This is a genomic window from Pseudomonas sp. A6 (assembly GCF_052367875.1).
Lineage (GTDB): Bacteria > Pseudomonadota > Gammaproteobacteria > Pseudomonadales > Pseudomonadaceae > Pseudomonas > Pseudomonas citronellolis.
The window spans coordinates 4,352,404-4,372,008 of record NZ_CP198970.1 but is presented as its reverse complement, the minus strand read 5'-3'; the positions used below and the strand labels follow the sequence as shown (position 1 = coordinate 4,372,008).

Genomic DNA, 19,605 nt, shown 5'->3' with positions numbered 1-19,605 from the left:
GCTAGCCGACCAGGTGCCCGGCCTGCTTGAAGGTCTCGATGAACAGGTCGCTGAGGGTGCGCAGTATCCAGTGCCCGGCGAACACCAGCATGCCCAGGGTGATCAGCAGCCGCGGGAGGAAGCTGAGCATCTGCTCGTTGATCTGCGTGGCGGCCTGGAAGATGCTCACCAGCAGGCCGCCGAGCAGGCTCGGCAGGACCAGCACGCAGACCACGATGGCGGTGATATGCACGGCGTTGGCGATGATCTCGACGGCGTATTCCGGGGTGAGCATGGCGGCCTCAGAACGGCTGGATGCTGGAGGTGAGGGTGCCCATCAGCAGCGCCCAGCCGTCGACCAGGACGAACACCATGAGCTTGAACGGCAGCGAGATCATCATCGGCGAGAGCATCATCATGCCCATGGCCATGAGCACGCTGGCCACCACCAGGTCGATGACCAGGAAGGGCACGAAGATCATGAAGCCGAGCTGGAAGGCGGTCTTCAGCTCGCTGAGCACGTAGGCCGGCAGCAGCAGGGAGAAGTCCAGGTCGGCCTTGTCCGCCGGCATCTTCTCCCCGGCCAGGGCCAGCAGGGTGTCCAGCGAGGTCTTGCCGGTCTGCGCGAGCATGAAGCGGCTGAGGCTGGCCTTGGCCTTGCCCAGGCCTTCTTCCAGGGTGATGGCGTCGGCCTGGAAGGGCTCGTAGGCCTCGGTGTACACCTCCTTCCACACCGGGCGCATGACCAGCAGCGTCATGCACAGGGCGATGCCCACCAGCACGTTGTTCGGCGGGCTCTGCTGCAGGCCCATGGCCTGGCGCAGGATGGCCAGCACGATGATGAAGCGGGTGAAGCTGGTCATCATCAGCAGCATGGCCGGCAGCAGCCCGAGCAGCGTCATCACCACCAGGATCTGCAGCTTCACGCTCAGTTCCTGGCCGTGGCCGGTGTCGTTCAGGCTCAGCAGGGAAATCTCGCCGCCGGCGGCCAGCACCACGCCGGGCAGCATGCCGGCCAGCGCCAGGCCCAGGGCCAGGGCCAGCCAGTGCCGCGCGCGCTTCATCGGGCCAGGTCGTCCAGGCCGGCGCCGCACAGTTCCAGCACGCGCAGGCCGTAGTTGCCGTTCATCACCACCACCTCGGCCTTGGCGAACAGCGCGCCGTTGACCTTCAGGTCCAGCGGCTCGCCGGCCAGCTTGTCGAGGACGATGACGCTGGAGGCGTCGACTTCCATCAGCTCCTTCAGGGAAATCTCGGTGGAGGCCACCTCCAGGGTGAGGTTCACCGGGATCTTGCCGAAGAAGCTCAGGTCCTGGCGCGGCGCGGCCAGCGCCTCGGGGCTGGCCGCCGGCGCCTCGTCCAGGGCCAGGCCGGCGTCGTTGAGGAGGTTGTCCAGTTCGCTGTCGGTGACTTGGCTCATGGGCTTTTCACGCTCTCGAGGGAGGTCAGGAAGAGGCCGCCGTCTTCTTCGAAGAGGGTGCCGCGGAAGAGTTTCTGCTGGTTCACCTGCACCTCGCAGCGCTCCAGCAGGCGCACCGGCAGGATGTCCCCGGGGCGCAGCTGCAGGGCCTGGGCCAGCGGCATCTGCAGCGCGGCGATGACGCAGTCCAGGCGCACCGGCAGGTGCAATAGATGCTGCGCCGGGCTGCCGCCCAGGCGCGCCGGCGGCGGGCCGGCCAGGCGGCTGGTGAGCGCGTCGGCCAGCTCGGCGTCCAGGTAGATGAACAGCGAGGCCTGGCTGCCGGTGATGTGGCTGAGGAAGTGGAACTCGGCCACGTACTCCCAGCTCGCCAGCTCGTAGTCGTTGTCGTGGGGCGTCAGCTCGCCGAAGGTGTCGCCCAGCAGCAGCGAGCGGGCGAACAGCTGGGTCACGTCCACCCCCAGTCGTTTGCGCATGCGCTGCTCGGAGGTGCTGATCGGCGGGGTGTCGTGGCTGGGCAGCGAGGTGCCGCCGTAGTAGCACTCCAGGGCTTCGGTCAGCAGCGGGCGGTCGATGGCGAAACCGACCTTGCCGGAAGGGCAGCGGAAGATGCATTCGGCTGGCCGCGGCGCACTTTCCTGGACCTCGACTTTCTGCAGTTCCAGGTTGATGCGGTAACTACGCAGGAAATAATCGCTGATGATGCGCGGATGCTTGTGGGCGATCTCGCGAATATATTGCGGAACCTTGTGGTAATGCCGGCCCAACTTGTGCGGCTGCAGGCGCACGAGTCTTTCCGAGGGCACGCCGTGGTGGACTTTGGATTGGCCAGTCATGGGTTGGGTCGACTTCCGGAAGTGGGGCTGCGCAGGTGTTCGCCGGTGCGTGGCCGGGGGCTGCGCGGGGCGAACCTTGGGTGCTTGCCGCGGGCACCGGTTCGGCGCGCGGCAGAGCCTGCGGATGGGGCGGAAGTCTAGGCGGGCGGGCCCTGGCGGTTAAATCAATAGATATCAAATGAGGTTTTTGATCGTCATTCCCGGGCGCCTGAGCGGATTTGACGAAAACTGACTCGGTGGTCGCCGTGTGCGCTGGTTAACGTTGCGCCTGTGACGAGGTTCTGCTGGAAAAGTTCCCTCGCACAGTTGAAGGGCGACAGGAAAAACTCATTCCTTAAGGTCCCCTTCGTAATAAAAGGGAAGGTGTTCGGTAATTCCTTCCTATAGCGGCCGGAAGTTCATCCGGCCACTGCCTGCCGGCAAATGAAAGTTCATCGCCGCCATGGCTTCGATGGAATAACCGAGCGCCGTCCCGAGGGCGGTCCAGACGCAGGAAAGTTGCATTGAAACAGTTCAGTCAATTGGCCAGTTGCAATGAAGAAGCCAGCCTGGCGGAGCAACAGGTGGTGATCGTCGGCGGCGCCGGCGAGATCGGCCTGGACCTGCTCAACGACGGCCTGGCGCGCCTGGGCCGGAACGTGCTGCGGGTGAAGAACGCGGCCGGGCTGGACGCCATCGACCTGGCGGCCTGCGGCCCGGTCTTCGTCTTCGCCGAGCGCCGCCCGCAGCGCAGTTTCCCGCAGATCGGCGAACTGCTGCAGCGCGTGCCGCAGCTGAGCCTGGTGCCGGTGGTGGAATACGCCGACCAGGAAATGGCCGCCCAGCTGCTGGAAATGGGCTGCATCGACTACCTGCTGGCGCCCTTCAGCGAGAGCCAGCTGGCCGCGCTGCTGCACCGCCAGGAACAGGCGGCGGTGGCCGGCGAAGGCTTCGTCTCGCAGTCGCGCGCCGGGCGCCGCCTGCTGGCGCTGGCCCAGCGCGTGGCGCAGACCCGCGCGCCGATCCTGATCACTGGCGAGACCGGCACCGGCAAGGAGCTGATGGCGCGCTACATCCACCGCTTCTCCGCCGAGCCGCAGGCGCCCTTCGTGGCGGTGAACTGCGCCGCCATCCCCGAGCAGATGCTCGAATCCATTCTCTTCGGCCACGAGCGCGGCGCCTTCACCGGCGCGGTCAGCGCCCAGCCGGGCAAGTTCGAGCAGGCCAACGGCGGCACCCTGCTGCTGGACGAGATCGGCGAACTGCCCCTGGGCCTGCAGGCCAAGCTCCTGCGCGTGCTGCAGGAGCAGCGCGTGGAGCGCCTGGGCGGGCAGCGCGAAATCCGCCTGAACGTGCGCGTCATCGCCGCCACCAACCGCGACCTGCAGGAAGAAGTCAGCGCCGGGCGCTTCCGCGCCGACCTGATGTTCCGCCTCGACGTGCTGCCGCTGCACATCAGCCCGCTGCGCGAACGCAAGGACGACATCCTGCCCCTGGCGCAGCGCTTCATCCAGCAGTACGCGCCCCAGGAACGCCACGCCGAGCTGCTCACCGAAGCGGCCCGGCAGGCCCTGCTGGCCCACGACTGGCCGGGCAACGTGCGCGAGCTGGAGAACGTCATCCAGCGCGCCCTGGTGCTGCGCGCCGGGCTGTTCATCCAGCCGCGCGACCTGGGGCTCGCGCCGCCCACCGAGCAGCTGGCCAGCGTGGCCGCGGCGGCGCCGCTGCCGGGCGAGGGCGGCAAGGCGGCCCTGCGCGCCAGCGGCAAGTGGGCCGAGTACCAGCACGTGATCGACACCATCCGCCGCTTCGGCGGGCACAAGACCAAGGCCGCGGAAAGCCTCGGCATGACGCCGCGGGCCCTGCGCTACCGCCTCAACGCCATGCGCGAGCAGGGCGTGAACCTGTCCTTCTGAAACGAGAGTCGCCATGAACCCCATCGAGCAGGCCCGCAGCGAGATGCTCGGGCAGATGCAGCAATTGCGCGCGCTGTCGGCGGCGCCCATCCGCCCGGCCAGCGAGGCCCCCGGCGCCGAGCCGGGCTTCGGCAACGCCTTCGAGGACGCCCTGCGCGCCGTCGACGCCCAGCAGCACCAGGCCAGCGAAGCCATGGCCGCGGTGGACGCCGGGCGCAGCGACGACCTCGCCGGCGCCATGGTCCAGGGCCAGCAGGCCAGCGTGTCGTTCAGCGCCCTGCTGCAGGTGCGCAACAAGCTCACCACCGCCTTCGACCAAGTCATGAACATGCCGCTGTGACGGCGCACAAGGGCTGAACCGTGCTGCAGAAGATCAAAGACCGCCTGCCCCTGGACAAGCTGCGCCTGGACCCGCGCCTGAGCCTGCTGGGCCTGGCCGGCGGCGCCGCGCTGCTGGCCCTGGGCAGCACCTGGTACCTGTGGCGCGACCAGGGCGCCTTCCACCCGCTGTACGGCGCCGGCGAAGCCTACCCGGCGGCCGAGGTGATGCAGGTGCTGGACGCCGACAGCATCGCCTACCGCCTGCACCCGCAGAGCGGCCAGGTGCTGGTGCGCGACGACCAACTGGCGCGGGCGCGCATGCTGCTGGCGGCCAAGGGCGTGAAGGTCGCGGTGCCGGCCGGCTACGAACTGTTCGACAAGGACGAGCCGCTGGGCACCAGCCAGTTCGTCCAGGACGTGCGCCTGAAGCGCAGCCTGGAAGGCGAGCTGGCGCGCACCGTGATGGCCATGGAAGGGGTGCAGCAGGCCCGCGTGCACCTGGCCATCGACCAGCAGAGCTCCTTCGTGGTCAGCCAGCGCGAGCCGGCCAAGGCCTCGGTGATGCTGCAGCTGGCCCCGGGCTTCCGGCCCAAGCCGGAGCAGGTGGCGGCGGTGGTCAACCTGGTGGCCAACAGCGTGCCGCAGCTGCAGCCGGAGAACGTCAGCGTGGTCGACCAGCACGGCGTGCTGCTCTCCCGCGGGCTCGCCGCCTGGGGCGGGGCGCAGCAGAACGGCCAGCTGGTGGACGACTTCCAGCAGAAGGCGGTGGCCAACGTCGAGCAGGTGCTGGCGCCCATCGTCGGGCCGGGCAACTACCGCGTCAGCGTGGCCGCCGACATCGACTTCAGCCAGAAGGAAGAGACGCTGCAGAGCTACGGCGACACGCCGCGCCTGCGCCGCGAGACCCTGCGCGACGACAGCACCCTGGACGAACTGGCCCTGGGCGTGCCCGGCTCGCTGAGCAACCGCGCGCCGGTCAAGCCGCCGGAGCCGCAGCAGGGCCAGGGCAACGCCCAGGCCGGCGCCGCCCAGGCCAGCAACACCCAGGACAAGGCGGCCACCTCGCAGCGCAAGGAATCCAACCGCCAGCTCGACTACGACCAGAACATCACCCACGTCAAGCACGCGCCCTTCAACCTGCGCCAGCAGAGCGTGGCGGTGATGATCAACGCCGCCGCGGCCCCCGAGGGCGGCTGGAGCGAGGAAACCCGCAAGCAGCTGGAGCTGGCGGTGAAGAACGCCGTGGGCTTCAACGCCGCGCGCGGCGACAGCCTGTCGCTCTCGGTGCTGCCCTTCGTCGCCGCCGCGCCGCTGGACGAACCTGTGCGCTGGTGGGACGACGCCCAGCTGCAGGGCTGGGTGCGCCTGGGCGTGTTCGGCCTGGTCAGCCTGTTGTTGCTGCTGCTGGTGGTGCGCCCCGCGGTGCGCAGCCTGACCCAGCGCAAGCCGACGCCGGCCGCGGGCGAGGAGGGCACGGGCACGCTGCTGGCCAACGAGCACGGCGAACGCCTGCTGGCGCGGGTCGGCGACGCGCCGCGCGCCCTGGGCGTGTTCAGCGAACTCAACCCGCTCTCGGAAATCCGCCTGCCAGCGCCGGGCTCGGGCCTGGAACACCAGATCGAGCACCTGCAGATGCTCGCCAAGAACGATCCCGAGCGGGTCTCCGAAGTGATCAAGCAATGGATAGGGCGCAATGAGCGAGACCTCAACCCCGTCGGCTGACGAAGCGCGCGTGCCGGTGCGCCGGCGCGCCATGAGCTCCATGGAGCAGGCGGCGATCCTCATGCTGAGCATGGGCGACGAGACCTCGGCCGGGGTGCTGCGGCACTTCTCCCGCGAGGAGATCATCAGCATCAGCCAGGCCATGGCGCGGCTGAACAACGTCAAGCTGCCCATGGTGTCGGACGTGATCGGCCGCTTTTTCGAGGACTACAAGGAGCAGAGCAGCATCAAGGGCGCCTCCCGCGGCTACCTCGCCGGCATGCTCGGCAAGGCCCTGGGCAGCGACATCACCCGCAGCCTGCTGGACAGCATCTACGGCGAGGAAATCCGCGCCCGCATGGCCCGCCTGGAATGGCTGGACCCCAAGCAGTTCGCCGCCCTCATCGCCAACGAGCACGCGCAGATGCAGGCGGTGTTCCTCGCCTTCCTGCCGCCGTCGATGGCCAGCCAGGTGCTCGAATGCCTGCCGGCCGAGCGCCAGGACGAGCTGCTGTACCGCATCGCCAACCTCAGCGAGGTCAGCGGCGAGGTCATCGCCGAGCTGGAGCAACTGATCGACCGCAGCCTGGCGGTGCTCTCCACCCAGGGCTCGCAGGTGCGCGGCATCAAGCAGGCGGCGGACATCATGAACCGCTTCAAGGGCGACCGGAACCAGATGTTCGAGCTGCTGCGCAGCCATGATTCCGGCCTGGTGGAGCGTATCGAGGAAGAGATGTACGACTTCTTCATCCTCTCCCGGCAGAGCCAGGACACCCTGCAGGCGCTGCTCGAAGCCATTCCCCTGGAAGAGTGGGTGGTGGCGCTCAAGGGCGCGGAGCCGGCGCTGGTCAAGGCCATCCAGGGCGCCATGCCCAAGCGCCAGGCGCAACAGATGGACGCCATCAAGCGCCGCCAGGGCCCGGTGCCGCTGAGCCGCGTCGAGCAGGTGCGCCGCGACATCATGGCGATGGTCCGCGAGCTGGCCGCCGAAGGCGAGATCCAGCTGCAGCTGTTCCGCGAACAGACGGTGGAGTGAGGCGCCCATGACGGTCAAGGTGATCCGCGGCGGCGCCCGCGACTGGCGGCCGTACCGCTTCCCGCCGCGCTGCAGCGGGGCGTTGCAGGAACAATGGCAGGGCGGCGACCCGGCCGAGCTGCAGAAGGCGGTGGCCGACGGCTACCAGCAGGGCAGCGACAAGGGCTACCGCGAAGGCCTGGAGCAGGGCCGCGAGGCCGGCCATGAAGAAGGCTTGCGCCTGGGCCGCCAGGAAGGCCTGCGCCAGGGGCGCGAGGAAGGCCGCGAAGAGGGCCGCCGCGTCTTCGAGACCGCCGCCCAGCCGCTGGACCGGCTGTGCGAGGAATTCCGCCGCTTCGCCGAGGCCTTCGAGGCGCAGCGCCGCGAGCAACTGCTGGAACTGGTGCAGAAGGTGGCGCGGCAGGTCATCCGCTGCGAGCTGACGCTGCACCCCACGCAACTGCTGAGCCTGGCCGACGAGGCCCTGGCGGCCATGCCGGAACAGCCGGACAGCGTGCAGCTGCTGCTCAACCCCGAGGAATGCGCGCGCATCCGCGAGCTGGCGCCGGAACGCGCCGCCGCCTGGCGCCTGGTGCCCGACGAGCGCCTGGCCCTGGGCGAATGCCGCCTGCTCACCGCCGAGGAAGAAACCGACATCGGCTGCCAGCAACGCCTGGACAGTTGCATGCAGGTGCTCGGCGAACACCTGCTGGGCGACGACTGACGATGGCCCTGGGCGAAAGCTTCAGCCTCGACGTCGACCAGGCCCTGCGCTCGCTGGACTCGGTGCAGCTGGCCAAGGTCAGCGGGCGCCTGGTGCGCGTCTCCGGGCTGCTGCTGGAAAGCCTCGGCTGCCGCCGCGCCACCGGCCAGCGCTGCCTGGTGGAACAGGCCGACGGCAGCCTGCTGGACGCCCAGGTGGTCGGCTTCAACCGCGACACCACCTACCTGATGCCGTTCAAGAAGCCGGTGGGCCTGGCCGCCGGCTCGCGGGTGTTCCCGGCCGAGGAACAGGCCGCGCTGCGCATCGACGAATCCTGGCTGGGGCGGGTGGTCAACGGCCTCGGCGAACCCCTGGACGAACGCGGCCGCCTGGGCGGGCGCGACGCGCTCTCGGCGCAGCTGCCGACGGTCAACCCGCTCAAGCGCCGCCCGGTGACCGAGGCGCTGGACGTCGGCGTGCGCGCCATCAACGCCCTGCTGACCCTCGGCAAGGGCCAGCGCGTCGGCCTGTTCGCCGGCAGCGGGGTGGGCAAGAGCGTGCTGCTGGGCATGATCACCCGGCAGACCAAGGCCGAAGTGGTGGTGGTCGGGCTGATCGGCGAGCGCGGCCGCGAGGTGCAGGAGTTCATCCAGCACTCCCTTGGCGAGGAGGGCCGACGCAAGGCCGTGGTGGTGGTGGCGCCGGCCAACGAGTCGCCGCTGATGCGCCTGAAGGCCACCGAGCTGTGCCACAGCATCGCCGCCTACTTCCGCGACCAGGGCCGCGACGTGCTGCTGCTGGTGGATTCGCTGACGCGCTACGCCATGGCCCAGCGCGAGATCGCCCTGGCCCTGGGCGAGCCGCCGGCCACCAAGGGCTACCCGCCGTCGGTGTTCGGCATGCTCCCCGAACTGGTGGAAAGCGCCGGCAACGGCGTGGCCGGCAGCGGCAGCCTGAGCGCGCTGTACACGGTGCTGGCCGAGGGCGACGACCAGCAGGACCCGATCGCCGACAGCGCCCGCGCCATCCTCGACGGCCACATCGTGCTGTCGCGCCGGCTGGCCGACGTCGGCCACTACCCGGCGATCGACATCGGCGCCTCGGTCAGCCGCTGCATGGCCCAGGTCGGCGAGCCGGCGCACCTGCGCGCGGCGCGGCAGTTCAAGGAACTGCATGGCAGCTACGAGAAAATCCGCGAACTCATTCCCCTGGGCGGCTACACCGCCGGCCTGGACGCCCGCACTGACCGCGCCGTGCAACTGGCCCCGGCGCTGGAGCGCTTCCTGCGCCAGGAAGTCAACGAAGGCGCCGACCTGGCCGCCAGCCTCGAACACCTGCAACAGGCCCTGCGGCTATGAAGGAACAGATCGACACCCTGCGCCGCCTGGCCAGCGTGCGGAGCAACCGCGTGCGCGAGATGCTCGGCCGGGTGAACTACCAGCGCGGCCTGTGCCAGCGCTACCGCAACAACATCACCGGCCTGACGCGCCTGTGCGGCTTCGTGGTGCCCACCAGCACCGAGCTGCAGCGCGGCAACCAGCAGCAGTACAAGGCCACGCTGTTCAGGATGCTGGCCCTGCAGAAGCGCGAGCTGGAAGTGGCCGAGCAGACGCTGGAGCGCATCCAGGGCGAGCTGCTGCAGGCCATGCGCGGCGAGAAGGTGCTGGAGCAGGTCATCGAATCGCGCCTGGAGCAATGGCAGACGCAACTGGCGCGCCAGGAGCAGAAGATCCAGGACGGCCTGGCGGCGCAGAGCTGGTGGCGGAGCCAGGGCGCATGAGGCAGCATTTAAGTTCTTCGCCGAGCCGGTCGCCTGTCGGTCGGTAGACCCCCTTTTTTCTGGACGCGAACATGGAAATCACCCGGCAACTCAAGCCCGTCATCGGCGCCCCCGCGCAGAGCGCCGCACCCCAGCGCAGCCAGCGCGAGGAAGCGGCCCGCCCCGCCGCCCAGGCGCCGGCCGGCAGCGGCGCGCTGCCGCTGGAGCAGGTCCAGGAAGCCCTGGGCGCGCTGCCGGAAGTGGACCTGGACAAGGTCGCCGCGATCCGCGACGCCCTGGCCCGCGGCGAAGTCTCCCTCGACCCCGGGGCGCTGTCGCGCAGCATGCTCGACTTCCACGGCGGCGGTGCATGAGCGAAAGACGCGCCCGCCTGCTGCAACTGATCGAGGCCGACATCCGCCTCGACCGCGCGGACTACCTGTACCTGCGCAGCGCGCTGCTGGACCTGCACGACCAACTGCTGGCCCGCGACAGCGAGGCCATCGCCCGCAGCAACACCCGCATCGGCGAACTGGTGGAAGCCGTGCGCCAACGCGCCGACCGCCGCGCCAAGGTGCTCCAGGCCTTCGGCCTGGACATCGGCCGCGCCGGCATGCAGCGCCTGCTCGAACACTTCCCCGGCGCCGGCCGCCAGCCCCTGCAGCGCGACTGGCAGGCATTGGCTGAGCAGGTGGAAGAGTGCCGCCTGCTCAACGAACGCAACGGCCGCCTGCTGGCGATGCACAACGAGATCATCGGCCAACTGCTGGCGGGGCAGGGTGGGCACGGGGTGTATTCGCCGGAGTATTGAGGCTTGCCTTTCGCGGCGCCTTCGGGCGCCGTTTTTTTGCCTGGGCTTTGGCTTTTCGTAGGAGCGAGCTTGCTCGCGAAGGGTGTTGCCCGGTGGCTCCAGTGTTGGGCCCAAGAGCGCCCTCTCCCCAACCCTCTCCCGCAAGCGGGAGAGGGGGCTGTCCGCTGCGCGCTGTGGGTTCGGCGTAATCCTGTGATTGCAGCTGAAGTGGCTCGAGGTATCAGGAGTGGGCCGGGCTTCCAACTTGCTCCGAACGGCCCCCTCTCCCAGAGGGAGAGGGGGCCGTCCTGAGTTGCCGGAGAGTCCGGAGTCATCCTGATCCAATCGTGGACAGAGTCCGCTTACGTTGCGGGTGGGCACGGCTTCTCGTAGGAGCGAGCTTGCTCGCGAAGGGTGTTGCCCGGTGGCTTCAGTGTTGGGCCCAAGAGCGCCCTCACCCCAACCCTCTCCCGCAAGCGGGAGAGGGGGCTGTCCTGAGCGGTTTGTAGGTCTGGCACCGTCCTTTCACCTCGTCATTCCCGCGAACGCGGGACGCGGCTCCATCGCGAACAGCGCTTGCGCTGGCTCGAAGGGGAATAACCCAGTGACTGCAAGGTTCGCGAGCAAACTGCAGTCACAGGATCACGCCGAACCTGCAGCGCGCAGAGGACAGCCCCCTCTCCCTTCAGGGAGAGGGTTGGGGAGAGGGCGCTCTGAAGCCACCGGACAACACCCTTCGCGAGCAAGCTCGCTCCTACGAGAAGCCATGCTCGCCTGCAACGCGGACTCTCGATCATCCGTCGTTGAAAACGGTTTTTACCTGGCCACCAGGGAGGCACCGCGCCTGGTTTTCCCCCAGCGCTTGCCTACGGCAAGGTGGCTGACCAGCACCCCGACAGCCGTATCACTGACGGTCGGACAGGTCGGACTCGGCCCAGTCGATCGCCGAAACCGGTACGGCCACGGCGCGCCCGGAGGCATAGAGCGCACAGAACATCGACGAGCACTCGATGATCCTGAAGTCTCCGCTTCGGCCTTTCGGGTCGCTCAGCTCGACCCTCGGGGCATTGACGAAGCCGGCCTTCAGGTCCTCCGCCGCGACCTTCTTGCCAATGGCGTAGAAAGGGGAGATGGAAAGCGACAGCAGCAGGGCGATCATGAACATCAGCGCGAATACGCTGTAGCTGACGGTGAATAGCCAGAACAGGTAGAGACCGGCCTCCTTGACGTACTCCGAGAGCAGCCGGTTCTGCCTTGACGCGCTGCGGCGGCTGTCCAGCCTCTTGCCCAGCCGGGTCAGCATCACACTCATCGGCGCCATGATGAGCACGATCACAAGAGCCATGCCCAGGACCAGGCCGTAGTGCTGCTCCAGCAGCCCGAGGACCCCTTTCAGGCCGGCGAGCATTGCATGGAACCAGCCGATGACTGCGCTTATCAGCGTCGAGGCGGTGTCCTGGGGAAACATCGAGGGCTCGAGCTTGAAATAGCCCAGGTAGGCATCGTGATAGGCCTTGCCGTTGAGGTACAGGATCGGCAGGCTCGCCGCGGTGACGAGGGGGCCCAGCAAGGACAGCATCCTGGCGGACGGCTTCGGTTTCTGTGCCTGTTCCCGGGCTTCGTTCTTTTCCATGGCGGTCAATTCGTGACTCCTTGTATCGTGGGGATTCAATGGGGGGAGCGGAGGTAGCAGCCGCCACCTTCCTCGGCAGCGATGCGCAGGCAGAGCCCGTCCACGCGCAGGGCGCGGTCGCGGAACAGTTCACCCAGGCCGATGACCGCCTTGGGCTTCAGCACCACCTTGCCACCGACGCGCCGCCAGGTGCCCTTGGCGTATCCATCGGCGGCGCCATAGGCGACATTGCCTTCGAAACTGCCGTCTGCGCGCAGCCGCAGCAGCGAGCCCATTTCCATCACGCCTTGCAGCGTATACAGGCCGGCGAGCGCTTGTGTTTCCCGGTCGGGCTTGTCCGTAGTGCACGCGGATAGGAGAGGGAGCGCCAGGGCGAATAGCAGTGACTTTTTCATGATTCCTTTTCCGTGGAGTTGTGGCTTCACCATGAGCCGTAGGGGATGCCGTAGTCCTGGATGTACTTGCGGGCAGCTTCGGTAGGGGCTCGGTAGTACTCCCCATCGGAAAGCCCTTCATTAGGGCCGCGCTTGTCGATCTTGGCCTGGAAGCGCCCGATCTCCTTGAATGCCAGGCAGGGGCCGCCAAGCCAGACTTTGGCGATGCCGCCAGGAGCCATGCCGATGGAAATTATCTTGGCGAAGTCGGGCTCCACTTTTCGGGTCGCTACGCAGTAGGCTTGCTGCGGTTTGACCATTTCATAGCGAACCCATTGCGGGATATTGATGCGTACGTTGTAGGTTTGGGGCTCTACTAGCGACTGCCAGCGAACGAAGATGATTTCCGGCAGGTCGACGTTGCCGATGGGTTTCATTTTTCCACCCCCGTTGTGCCAGCCTTCCGGTTTGCTGGTATAGCTGACTACGCCTGCATGTACGCGCTCAAATGCTAGTCCTCGCTGATCCACCACATCCACGCTTTCTACCCAGACCTCCATGAAGCGGGGTGCAGCTATGGCAATGTACCAGGCATCGTAGGGCAGTTTGGGGCGGCCTTGAGAAGGCGTGCATCCGGTAAGGAGTAGGGCGAGAAAACAGAAGAAGAACTTCTTCATGCGGGATTCCCTTCACCATGATCCATAGGGAATGCCATGTTCTTGGATGTACTTGCGAGCGGCTTCGGTAGGTGGCCGGTAGTACTCTCCATCGGAAAGCCCTTCATTAGGGCCGCGCTTATCAATCTTGGCCTGGAAGCGACCGATTTCCTTGAATGACAGGCAGGGCCCGCCGACCCATACTTTGGCGATGCCTCCTGGCGCCATGCCGATAGAGATCGTCTTGCGGTAGAGGTTGTCGATCCACTTGCCGTCCCACTGGCAGAAGGCTCGTTGTGGTTTAACCATCTCATTGCGAACCCATTGCGGGATATTGATGCGCACGTTGTAGGTCTGGGGTTCTACCAGCGACTGCCAGCGAACGAAGATGATTTCCGGTAGGTCGACGTTACCGATAGGTTTTGTTTTCCCTCCGCCGTTGTGCCAGCCTTCCGGTTTGCTGGTATAGCTGACTACGCCTGCGTGTATGCGCTCAAATGCCAACCCGCGCTGATCCACCACATCCACACTTTCCACCCAGATTTCCATATAGCGGGGTGCAGCTATGGCAATGTTCCAGGCGTCGTATGGGAGCTTGGGGCGGCCATGGCCATTTGTACAACTGCTCAGTGTTAGGATGAGCAGGCTTATCCAGAGAGGCTTCATTCCGGGTAGCCCTCCTGAGGTTTGTTATTGAATATCAGACGTCTATTGGGTGCCGGTTTGCTCAGTAGCAATCCAGAACTGGGTGTCCAGTGAGCAGAAAGGTGGATGAAGCGGCTCCAAAGCAGTTGGTTCTCTTCCGGGGCTAAGGTATTCGTTCCGCCCAGGGCATAGGCCAGAATCTTCTCCGAGATGGGCTGTAGATCCGTTGGTAGTTTGAAATGGGGAGTCTTCTCGCTGATTTCGTCGAAAGGTACCTGGTGGTGAGTTGCCAACTTATGCATTACCCGCAAGGCCACCTTGGATAGGTCGCCGTACACCTTGCGCTGAATTGCCAGAGCGACCATTACCTTTTCGGTCTGGCTATATCTGTCGTTCGGTGATTCCGGAAGTTTCCAGCAAATAGGGGTTACTTGTCCGCTGGTGGAAATTCGCTCTGTCTCCCATTTGTAGGCTTCCGCCTCCAGGCGTTGCCAGGCCGAAGTCCGCTCCAGGGGGCGATTGGGTGTCAGCACTAAGACCTGTGGCTTGCTCAGCAGCAGCTTTTCATCCATCTGCGGGAGGTAGCCGCCGCCGATATCGGAATGCGCGCCAGGCAGTTCGATTTCCTGGTGATGGGGCGCCACGCTGTTCAGGGCGAAGTTCCAGCGGCGTTCGTCGCGGGCGCTGAGTTGCAGCACCTTGCGGGCGCAGCTTGGTGGCAGGTAGAGGTTGACGCCCGGATTGAGATGGTTGGCGGGGCTGAAGTCGCCACGCCAGGGCGCGACTATGGCGGCGACGGTATCGAACAGACCGATGAAGTTGATCTGTACATCGGTTTCCCAGTTGAGGCTGTCGGGCAGACCGAGTTGCCCGGGTTTCAATGTTTCTGCCAGAACCCCGCCTTGGGGCTTGAGTATCTCATTGGCAAAGTGTCGTGCCGCCGCTGCACCTCGGCTGAAACCAAAGATATCGAACTCCAACTGGCTAATTTTGACGGTCGGATTCGTATCTCGGAAAGTTCGTAGCTGCTCTATTATTTTGGTCGGACTTTGCTCGACACGGCTTATCACTCCAGCCTCACCCTCGCCGCTGGCCTGACTGAACACCGAATCATCACCCTCGCTCGTGGTACCGATGCCTTCCAGGTAGACCGGTATGTAGCCAATGAATGCATTGGCTGCGAGTCGCTCGGCTGTGTTGTCTGCATACAGATCCGCTAGCAACGCCACATTGCTCGGCGCATTGCCATAGCTGTTATTGGGCGTGGTGCTGAATACGCCCGCCTCGTTCATGTCCTTGAAGCCATATCGGGCGCAGTGCTGGGCGACGCTTTGCAGGGTTTCGTCGCTGTAGAGTTCGCGGTCGTCGCGGCGGCATTGGGCGGTCAGCGCGGCGTTCGCCTGGTTGTTGCCGGTGCCATCGAAGAACACGCCGATCCGCAGGGTGATGCCGGTTTCCTCCTTGGCTTCCTCCAGTTCCTCTTCTTCCTCCTCTTCCTGGAGTTCCGCCTCTTCCAATGCCTGGGCCTGGGCGGATGGCTGGGCGCGGGCCAGCAGTTGGCCTGCCAATGCGCTGGCCGCTGCGGCAGGTAGCCAGGGGCCGCGAAGACGCAGGCCCGAACCGCTGCCCGGCGAGCCGCCGGCGTTGATCTTCGCCAGCGGGCCGAACACGGTGACGCCGCTGGAGTCGAGCTTGATGAAGCTGCCGCCGGCCTTGAGGGTCAGTTCCTGGCCGGCCTCGATCACCAGTTTCTGCCCGGCCTTGAGGTGGATTTCCCGGCCGGCGCGGGTCAGCTGGGCATTGCCCAGGCGGATGTGCTGGTTGTTGGCCACCGCCAGGTGGTCGTCGAGCTTGGCCTCCGCCTTGCGGTCGAGGTGGATGGTCTGGTGCTCCTCGGCCTTGAACTCGCTGTAGGCGTTGGCTTCCACGGTGTCGTGGCGCTCGTGGCCGACGCGGATCTTCTGGTCGTGCTCGATATTTTCGTCCCAGTCGCGCTGGGCATGGATGAAGATCTGTTCCTGGCCCTTGCGGTCCTCGATGCGCAGTTCGTTGTAGCCGCTGCCGCCGGGCGAGCTGTTGCTCTTGAATACTGAGCGGGTTTTATGGGCCGGCAGCTCGTAGGGCGGCAGGTGCTCGGCGTGGTACAGGCAACCGCTGACCAGCGGCTGGTCCGGGTCGCCTTCGAGGAAGTCCACCAGCACTTCCATGCCGACGCGCGGGATGGCCACGGCGCCCAGGGCGTTGCCGGCCCAGCCGCTGGCCACGCGCAGCCAGCAACTGGTCTTGTCGTCGGCCTGGCCCTCGCGGTCCCAGTGGAACTGCACCTTGACCCGCCCGTACTTGTCGCAGTGGATTTCCTCGCCCGCCGGGCCGGTCACCACGGCGGTCTGGGTACCCAGCACCCGCGGCTTGGGGTGGGCCAGCGGTGGGCGGTAGTGCACGTCCCAGGGGGTGGCGAGGAAGCGGTTGCGGTAGCCCTGGTGGAAGTCTTCCTGGCTGTCGGCGGTGTCGCTGGTGATGGACTCTTCCAGCACCTGCGGCTGCCTGCCTTCGTGCAGCACCTCGGTGAGCAGCCAGAGGTCGTTCCATTCGCCGCGCGGGTGCTCGGACATTTCCAGGAAGTGGCCGCTGCACAGGTTCGGCTGGTCGCTGCGGCCCTCGGCCTGGCGATAGTCGGCGCGGTGCCTTTCCAGGCTGCGCTGGCTCAGCAGCTTGCCGCGCTCGCGGTCGGTGAAACGACCGGGGTAGTCGTAGTCTTCCAGGTCCGGCTGGTCCTGCTCCTGCTGCGGCCGGTAGGCCGCTTCCATGCGCAGGCGCGGCTTCTGGAAGTCGTAGTCGCGGCGGGTCACGCGGCTGGTGCGGCCTTCCAGGCGCAGGACGAAGCCCTTGATCACCGGCTCGTCGGCCACCAGGCCGGTATCGGCGATGTAGGGTGTGGGCTGGCCCAGGCGCGGGAAGGCGGTCTGGTCGTCGCCGAACACCAGCAGGTGCCCGTCGGGGCTGTGCTCGAAGTGGTAGTGGAGGCCTTCCTCTTCGCACAGGCGCTGGACGAAGTGCAGGTCGCTCTCGTCGTACTGGGTGCAGTAGTCGCGCGGCGGGTAGACGGTGGGGCCGAGCTGGAAGCGGTAGGCGTCGGCGAGGATGCCGTGCTCCTCCAGCACCCGGGCGATGATCTGCGGCACCGTCAGCTGCTGGAAGATGCGCTGGTTGCTGCGCAGCGCGAGGTAGGCCAGCTGCGGCGCCAGGACCACCCGGTAGCGGGTCAGGCGCTGGCCGGCGTCGCCTTGCCCAGCCTGCTGGATCAGCCCGTGGACGCCCGGCCCGGCGGGGCTGAAGGCGAGGAACGCGGGCTTGTGCAGCAGTGTTTCCAGGTCGAGGCCGGGGCGTTCGCTGACCAGTTCCAGCTCGAAGCGGTAGGGCTGGCTGATGGCTTCGCGGCCGTGGAAGCGCAGGACCTGGAAGTCGTGCTCCAGGCCGTCGAGGGTCAGGCTGAAGTGGGTCTGGTTGGCCGGGTTGAACATGCTCGGGCTCCCTGGTGCGGAGCCCGTCATTAAGGGGACGAAGCCGGGAGCTGGATGTCGGCCGTTTCCGAGAGTGTTGGCGGACGCAGGTGAAGGCATCTGCAGATGCCAAGCCGTTGCCGGTCAGCCCGGCCCGCGTATCGGTGGGCTTAACCCATGCCTGTATCCGGTCGCCTTGGAGGAAGAGCACCTCCCGCAGCGCCAGGCGGAAACGACATTTCCGGCCCGGCTTCCGGTTCCTCCGTGCGGAAGCGTCCTTTCACCTCGCCTTTGCCCGCAATGCCCGGAATACGGGCCTTCCAGGCGTTGGCACCGATATTGCTCCCAGGCTCGCAAAGGGGTACCCGACCATGGCAACCATAGATTCCGATTACGTCCAGCAGATGGCGACCCAGCTGGCCCAGTACGACATCCAGGCGTCGCAGACGCGGCTGAACCGCAACAAGACCAGCTACAACAGCGAGCTGTCCGCGGTCACCCAGCTGAAGTCGGCGTTGAGCACCTTTTCCTCGGCGGTGAGTGGGCTCAAGAGCAGTTCCAGCAGCACCAGCAACATGCTGGTCAATAGCGCCACCTTCAGCGCCGAGGGCTATGCCACCGCCAGCGTCGGCTCCACCGCGGTTTCCGGCAGCTACCAGTTCTTCGTCAAGCAGCTGGCGGCCAAGGACCAGGTGGCCCTGCAGGGCCTGAGCGACGGCGACCTGGGCAGCGGCGAGCTGACCATCGGCCAGGGCAGCGACAGCTTCAAGATCGACATGAGCGGCATCACCAGTCTCAGCGCCCTGGCCTCGGCCATCAACGGCGCCTCCGACAACACCGGCGTCAAGGCCACCCTGGTGCGCAGCGACGGCGCGGTGAACCTGGTGCTGACCAGCGACGAGAGCGGCGAGGACCAGGCCATCAGCCTGTCCAGCAGCAATGCCGCGATGCAGGGCTCCATCGATGCCCGCAAGCAGCTTTCCAGCGCCCAGGACGCCATCGTCTACCTGGGCGGGCAGGGCGGCATCGAGCTGCGCAACGCCAGCAACACCTTCGACAAGGCCATCGACGGTGTGAGCCTGACCTTCACCAAGGTCAGCGACCCGGCCGAGGCGCCGCTGAGCCTCGACATCGGCCGCGACAAGGACGCCACCACCAAGAAGCTGCAGGGCTTCCTGGATGCCTACAACACCCTGATGAGCAGCATCGGCACGCTGACCGCCAGCGGCAGCGGCAGCACAACCCGCGGCGCGCTGGCCGGGGACTCGGCGGTGCAGGCGATCAAGTCGGCGGTCAACGGCCTGATCCGCACCAGCTTCGGCGGCGTCAACCTGATCGGCTACGGCGTCAGCGCCGACAGCAGCGGCAAGCTGACCCTCGACAGCAGCAAGCTGGAGAAGGCCCTGGCGCAGAACGCCGACGGCTTCGAGCAGTTGTTCAGCGACAAGGGCAACCTGATCGACAGCCTGAGCAGCGCGCTCAAGACCTACACCAGCTCCACCAGCGGCCTGCTGACTTCGCGGGTGAACAGCCTGAACGACAAGCTGGCCGACATCGACGACCAGTTCGACGACCTGCAGACGCGCTACAACAACTCGTACGCGCGCTACCTCAAGCAGTACACCAACCTCATGCAAGTCATGAATTCCATGGACCAGACCTCCAGCATGTTCACATGACCTATTCGATGAACGAAGGCTACGACAGCTACCGCACCACGGACCTGGAGGCGCGCGCCGCCGCGGCGTCGCCCTACGAACTGGTGCTGGTGCTGTTCGACGGCCTGCTCGACGAACTGGCCCGCGCCCGCGGGCATATCGAGGCCAAGCGCTTCCAGCACAAGGGCCGCTCCCTGGACAAGTGCATGAACATCCTCAACGGCCTGTCCAGCGCCCTCGACTACGAGGCTGGCGGGCAGGTGGTGCAGGACCTGGCGCGGCTCTACGACTACTGCATCTACCGCCTCTCGGACGTCAGCGTGAACCTGTCCCTGGAGGGCCTGGACGAGGTGGCCGGCCTGCTCGGCACCCTGCGCGAAGGCTGGTCCGGTGTCCATGCCGCCCGTGGCTGACCCGCGCGTGCACGCGCTGCGCAGCCTCCACGCGCGCCTGGGCGAGGTGCTGGCGCGCGGCGAGTGGGCGAACCTGGGCGAGGTCGACGGCGCCATCCGCGCGCTGCTCGAACGCCTGGCCGCCGGCCCCGCGCTGGACGCCGCCGGCATGGAGGCCAAGCGCCGTTTGCAGCAGCTGCACGAGCAGGCGCGGCGCGCCTGCGCGCAGGAGGTGGAGCGCCTGCGCCAGTTGCTGGCGAGCCACCTGGAGTATGCCGAAGGGCGCTCCGCCTACATGCAGATAGACCGCCTGCTGGCCGGGAGATGA

At 66.6% G+C, this 19,605-nt stretch carries 21 protein-coding genes and 1 pseudogene; 12 read left to right on the top strand and 10 right to left on the bottom strand.

The genetic code is table 11. From position 1 onward, the window contains the following. Window position 1: 1 nt before the first annotated feature. Genes ACTWJ5_RS19220 through ACTWJ5_RS19205 form a run of 4 tightly spaced genes read right to left on the bottom strand, consistent with a single transcriptional unit; the run spans window position 2 to window position 2,235 of the window. Entirely contained in the window at window positions 2-274 is a 273-nt protein-coding gene (locus tag ACTWJ5_RS19220; protein ID WP_009622793.1) for a flagellar biosynthetic protein FliQ, read from the bottom strand. A gap of 7 nt (window positions 275-281) precedes the next feature. Next, entirely contained in the window at window positions 282-1,043 is a 762-nt protein-coding gene (fliP, locus tag ACTWJ5_RS19215) for a flagellar type III secretion system pore protein FliP (RefSeq protein ID WP_444436332.1), read from the bottom strand. Then, window positions 1,040-1,399 (bottom strand): flagellar motor switch protein FliN, encoded by a 360-nt coding sequence (locus tag ACTWJ5_RS19210; protein WP_074981817.1) that lies wholly within the window; start codon window positions 1,397-1,399, stop codon window positions 1,040-1,042. Before ACTWJ5_RS19210 ends, fliP begins: the two co-directional genes overlap by 4 nt. Next, window positions 1,396-2,235 (bottom strand): FliM/FliN family flagellar motor switch protein, encoded by an 840-nt coding sequence (locus tag ACTWJ5_RS19205; RefSeq protein ID WP_444436331.1) that lies wholly within the window; start codon window positions 2,233-2,235, stop codon window positions 1,396-1,398. Before ACTWJ5_RS19205 ends, ACTWJ5_RS19210 begins: the two co-directional genes overlap by 4 nt. 503 nt (window positions 2,236-2,738) lie before the next feature. Here ACTWJ5_RS19205 and ACTWJ5_RS19200 point away from each other — a divergent pair. The 9 genes from ACTWJ5_RS19200 to flgN all read left to right on the top strand — a co-directional run bounded on the left by ACTWJ5_RS19200 (window position 2,739) and on the right by flgN (window position 10,440). After that, window positions 2,739-4,130 carry a sigma 54-interacting transcriptional regulator gene (locus ACTWJ5_RS19200; RefSeq protein WP_444436330.1) on the top strand — a complete coding sequence of 464 codons (1,392 nt, stop codon included), beginning with the start codon at window positions 2,739-2,741 and terminating at the stop codon, window positions 4,128-4,130. A gap of 13 nt (window positions 4,131-4,143) precedes the next feature. Continuing rightward, entirely contained in the window at window positions 4,144-4,470 is a 327-nt protein-coding gene (locus tag ACTWJ5_RS19195) for a flagellar hook-basal body complex protein FliE (RefSeq protein ID WP_064582861.1), read from the top strand. A 20-nt stretch (window positions 4,471-4,490) separates the two neighbouring features. Then, window positions 4,491-6,173 (top strand): flagellar basal-body MS-ring/collar protein FliF, encoded by a 1,683-nt coding sequence (fliF, locus tag ACTWJ5_RS19190; RefSeq protein ID WP_116423206.1) that lies wholly within the window; start codon window positions 4,491-4,493, stop codon window positions 6,171-6,173. Next, window positions 6,145-7,188 carry a FliG C-terminal domain-containing protein gene (locus ACTWJ5_RS19185; RefSeq protein WP_009622780.1) on the top strand — a complete coding sequence of 348 codons (1,044 nt, stop codon included), beginning with the start codon at window positions 6,145-6,147 and terminating at the stop codon, window positions 7,186-7,188. Before fliF ends, ACTWJ5_RS19185 begins: the two co-directional genes overlap by 29 nt. Before the next feature lie 7 nt (window positions 7,189-7,195). Continuing rightward, window positions 7,196-7,891: a flagellar assembly protein FliH gene (gene fliH / locus ACTWJ5_RS19180; RefSeq protein WP_009622779.1), complete on the top strand. Its 696-nt coding sequence runs from the start codon at window positions 7,196-7,198 to the stop codon at window positions 7,889-7,891. A gap of 2 nt (window positions 7,892-7,893) precedes the next feature. Continuing rightward, the gene (gene fliI, locus ACTWJ5_RS19175; RefSeq protein WP_043271849.1) at window positions 7,894-9,228 is read left to right on the top strand and encodes a flagellar protein export ATPase FliI; all 1,335 of its coding nucleotides are present in this window, start codon (window positions 7,894-7,896) and stop codon (window positions 9,226-9,228) included. Beyond that, window positions 9,225-9,650, top strand: a complete 426-nt coding sequence (locus ACTWJ5_RS19170) for a flagellar FliJ family protein (RefSeq protein ID WP_009622775.1) — start codon at window positions 9,225-9,227, stop codon at window positions 9,648-9,650. The genes fliI and ACTWJ5_RS19170 overlap by 4 nt, the downstream gene beginning before the upstream one ends. A 71-nt stretch (window positions 9,651-9,721) precedes the next feature. Continuing rightward, entirely contained in the window at window positions 9,722-10,003 is a 282-nt protein-coding gene (gene flgM, locus ACTWJ5_RS19165; RefSeq protein ID WP_074981825.1) for a flagellar biosynthesis anti-sigma factor FlgM, read from the top strand. Beyond that, window positions 10,000-10,440 (top strand): flagellar protein FlgN, encoded by a 441-nt coding sequence (gene flgN / locus ACTWJ5_RS19160; RefSeq protein ID WP_074981828.1) that lies wholly within the window; start codon window positions 10,000-10,002, stop codon window positions 10,438-10,440. Before flgM ends, flgN begins: the two co-directional genes overlap by 4 nt. An 883-nt stretch (window positions 10,441-11,323) precedes the next feature. Here the strand turns inward: flgN and ACTWJ5_RS19155 are convergent. From ACTWJ5_RS19155 to tssI, 6 genes and pseudogenes are all read right to left on the bottom strand, one after another. Further along, window positions 11,324-12,061, bottom strand: coding sequence for a hypothetical protein (locus ACTWJ5_RS19155; protein WP_074981831.1), 738 nt, complete (start codon window positions 12,059-12,061; stop codon window positions 11,324-11,326). Window positions 12,062-12,087: 26 nt separating this feature from the next. Beyond that, window positions 12,088-12,447 (bottom strand): hypothetical protein, encoded by a 360-nt coding sequence (locus ACTWJ5_RS19150; protein ID WP_074981833.1) that lies wholly within the window; start codon window positions 12,445-12,447, stop codon window positions 12,088-12,090. A 26-nt stretch (window positions 12,448-12,473) separates the two neighbouring features. Continuing rightward, window positions 12,474-13,103, bottom strand: coding sequence for a DUF2931 family protein (locus ACTWJ5_RS19145; RefSeq protein ID WP_444436329.1), 630 nt, complete (start codon window positions 13,101-13,103; stop codon window positions 12,474-12,476). Between the two features lie 12 nt (window positions 13,104-13,115). Then, the gene (locus ACTWJ5_RS19140; RefSeq protein WP_444436328.1) at window positions 13,116-13,748 is read right to left on the bottom strand and encodes a DUF2931 family protein; all 633 of its coding nucleotides are present in this window, start codon (window positions 13,746-13,748) and stop codon (window positions 13,116-13,118) included. Continuing rightward, window positions 13,745-15,019, bottom strand: coding sequence for a T6SS phospholipase effector Tle1-like catalytic domain-containing protein (locus tag ACTWJ5_RS19135; RefSeq protein ID WP_444439621.1), 1,275 nt, complete (start codon window positions 15,017-15,019; stop codon window positions 13,745-13,747). Before ACTWJ5_RS19135 ends, ACTWJ5_RS19140 begins: the two co-directional genes overlap by 4 nt. 317 nt (window positions 15,020-15,336) lie before the next feature. Next, a pseudogene (tssI, locus tag ACTWJ5_RS19130) lies at window positions 15,337-17,248 on the bottom strand (type VI secretion system tip protein TssI/VgrG); the annotation flags it as partial. Between the two features lie 350 nt (window positions 17,249-17,598). Here tssI and fliD point away from each other — a divergent pair. From fliD to ACTWJ5_RS19115, 3 genes are read left to right on the top strand one after another with little or no spacing between them, the layout of a single operon-like run. Next, window positions 17,599-18,906, top strand: coding sequence for a flagellar filament capping protein FliD (gene fliD, locus ACTWJ5_RS19125; RefSeq protein WP_444436327.1), 1,308 nt, complete (start codon window positions 17,599-17,601; stop codon window positions 18,904-18,906). Then, window positions 18,903-19,298 (top strand): flagellar export chaperone FliS, encoded by a 396-nt coding sequence (gene fliS, locus ACTWJ5_RS19120; protein ID WP_261748493.1) that lies wholly within the window; start codon window positions 18,903-18,905, stop codon window positions 19,296-19,298. Before fliD ends, fliS begins: the two co-directional genes overlap by 4 nt. Next, on the top strand, window positions 19,282-19,605 hold the full coding sequence (locus ACTWJ5_RS19115) for a hypothetical protein (RefSeq protein WP_249920127.1): 324 nt from the start codon (window positions 19,282-19,284) through the stop codon (window positions 19,603-19,605). The genes fliS and ACTWJ5_RS19115 overlap by 17 nt, the downstream gene beginning before the upstream one ends.

Excerpts from the sequence above, each read along its gene's own strand:
- ACTWJ5_RS19205 (WP_444436331.1), bottom strand. The coding sequence starts at position 2,235 with ATGACTGGCCAATCCAAAGTCCACCACGGCGTGCCCTCGGAAAGACTC.
- flgN (WP_074981828.1), top strand. The coding sequence starts at position 10,000 with ATGAGCGAAAGACGCGCCCGCCTGCTGCAACTGATCGAGGCCGACATC.
- ACTWJ5_RS19195 (WP_064582861.1), top strand. The coding sequence starts at position 4,144 with ATGAACCCCATCGAGCAGGCCCGCAGCGAGATGCTCGGGCAGATGCAG.
- fliS (WP_261748493.1), top strand. The coding sequence starts at position 18,903 with ATGACCTATTCGATGAACGAAGGCTACGACAGCTACCGCACCACGGAC.
- ACTWJ5_RS19220 (WP_009622793.1), bottom strand. The coding sequence starts at position 274 with ATGCTCACCCCGGAATACGCCGTCGAGATCATCGCCAACGCCGTGCAT.
- fliP (WP_444436332.1), bottom strand. The coding sequence starts at position 1,043 with ATGAAGCGCGCGCGGCACTGGCTGGCCCTGGCCCTGGGCCTGGCGCTG.
- fliI (WP_043271849.1), top strand. The coding sequence starts at position 7,894 with ATGGCCCTGGGCGAAAGCTTCAGCCTCGACGTCGACCAGGCCCTGCGC.
- fliD (WP_444436327.1), top strand. The coding sequence starts at position 17,599 with ATGGCAACCATAGATTCCGATTACGTCCAGCAGATGGCGACCCAGCTG.
- ACTWJ5_RS19150 (WP_074981833.1), bottom strand. The coding sequence starts at position 12,447 with ATGAAAAAGTCACTGCTATTCGCCCTGGCGCTCCCTCTCCTATCCGCG.
- ACTWJ5_RS19115 (WP_249920127.1), top strand. The coding sequence starts at position 19,282 with ATGCCGCCCGTGGCTGACCCGCGCGTGCACGCGCTGCGCAGCCTCCAC.
- ACTWJ5_RS19210 (WP_074981817.1), bottom strand. The coding sequence starts at position 1,399 with ATGAGCCAAGTCACCGACAGCGAACTGGACAACCTCCTCAACGACGCC.
- ACTWJ5_RS19185 (WP_009622780.1), top strand. The coding sequence starts at position 6,145 with ATGAGCGAGACCTCAACCCCGTCGGCTGACGAAGCGCGCGTGCCGGTG.
- fliH (WP_009622779.1), top strand. The coding sequence starts at position 7,196 with ATGACGGTCAAGGTGATCCGCGGCGGCGCCCGCGACTGGCGGCCGTAC.
- flgM (WP_074981825.1), top strand. The coding sequence starts at position 9,722 with ATGGAAATCACCCGGCAACTCAAGCCCGTCATCGGCGCCCCCGCGCAG.
- ACTWJ5_RS19140 (WP_444436328.1), bottom strand. The coding sequence starts at position 13,748 with ATGAAGCCTCTCTGGATAAGCCTGCTCATCCTAACACTGAGCAGTTGT.
- ACTWJ5_RS19135 (WP_444439621.1), bottom strand. The coding sequence starts at position 15,019 with ATGAACGAGGCGGGCGTATTCAGCACCACGCCCAATAACAGCTATGGC.
- ACTWJ5_RS19145 (WP_444436329.1), bottom strand. The coding sequence starts at position 13,103 with ATGAAGAAGTTCTTCTTCTGTTTTCTCGCCCTACTCCTTACCGGATGC.
- ACTWJ5_RS19170 (WP_009622775.1), top strand. The coding sequence starts at position 9,225 with ATGAAGGAACAGATCGACACCCTGCGCCGCCTGGCCAGCGTGCGGAGC.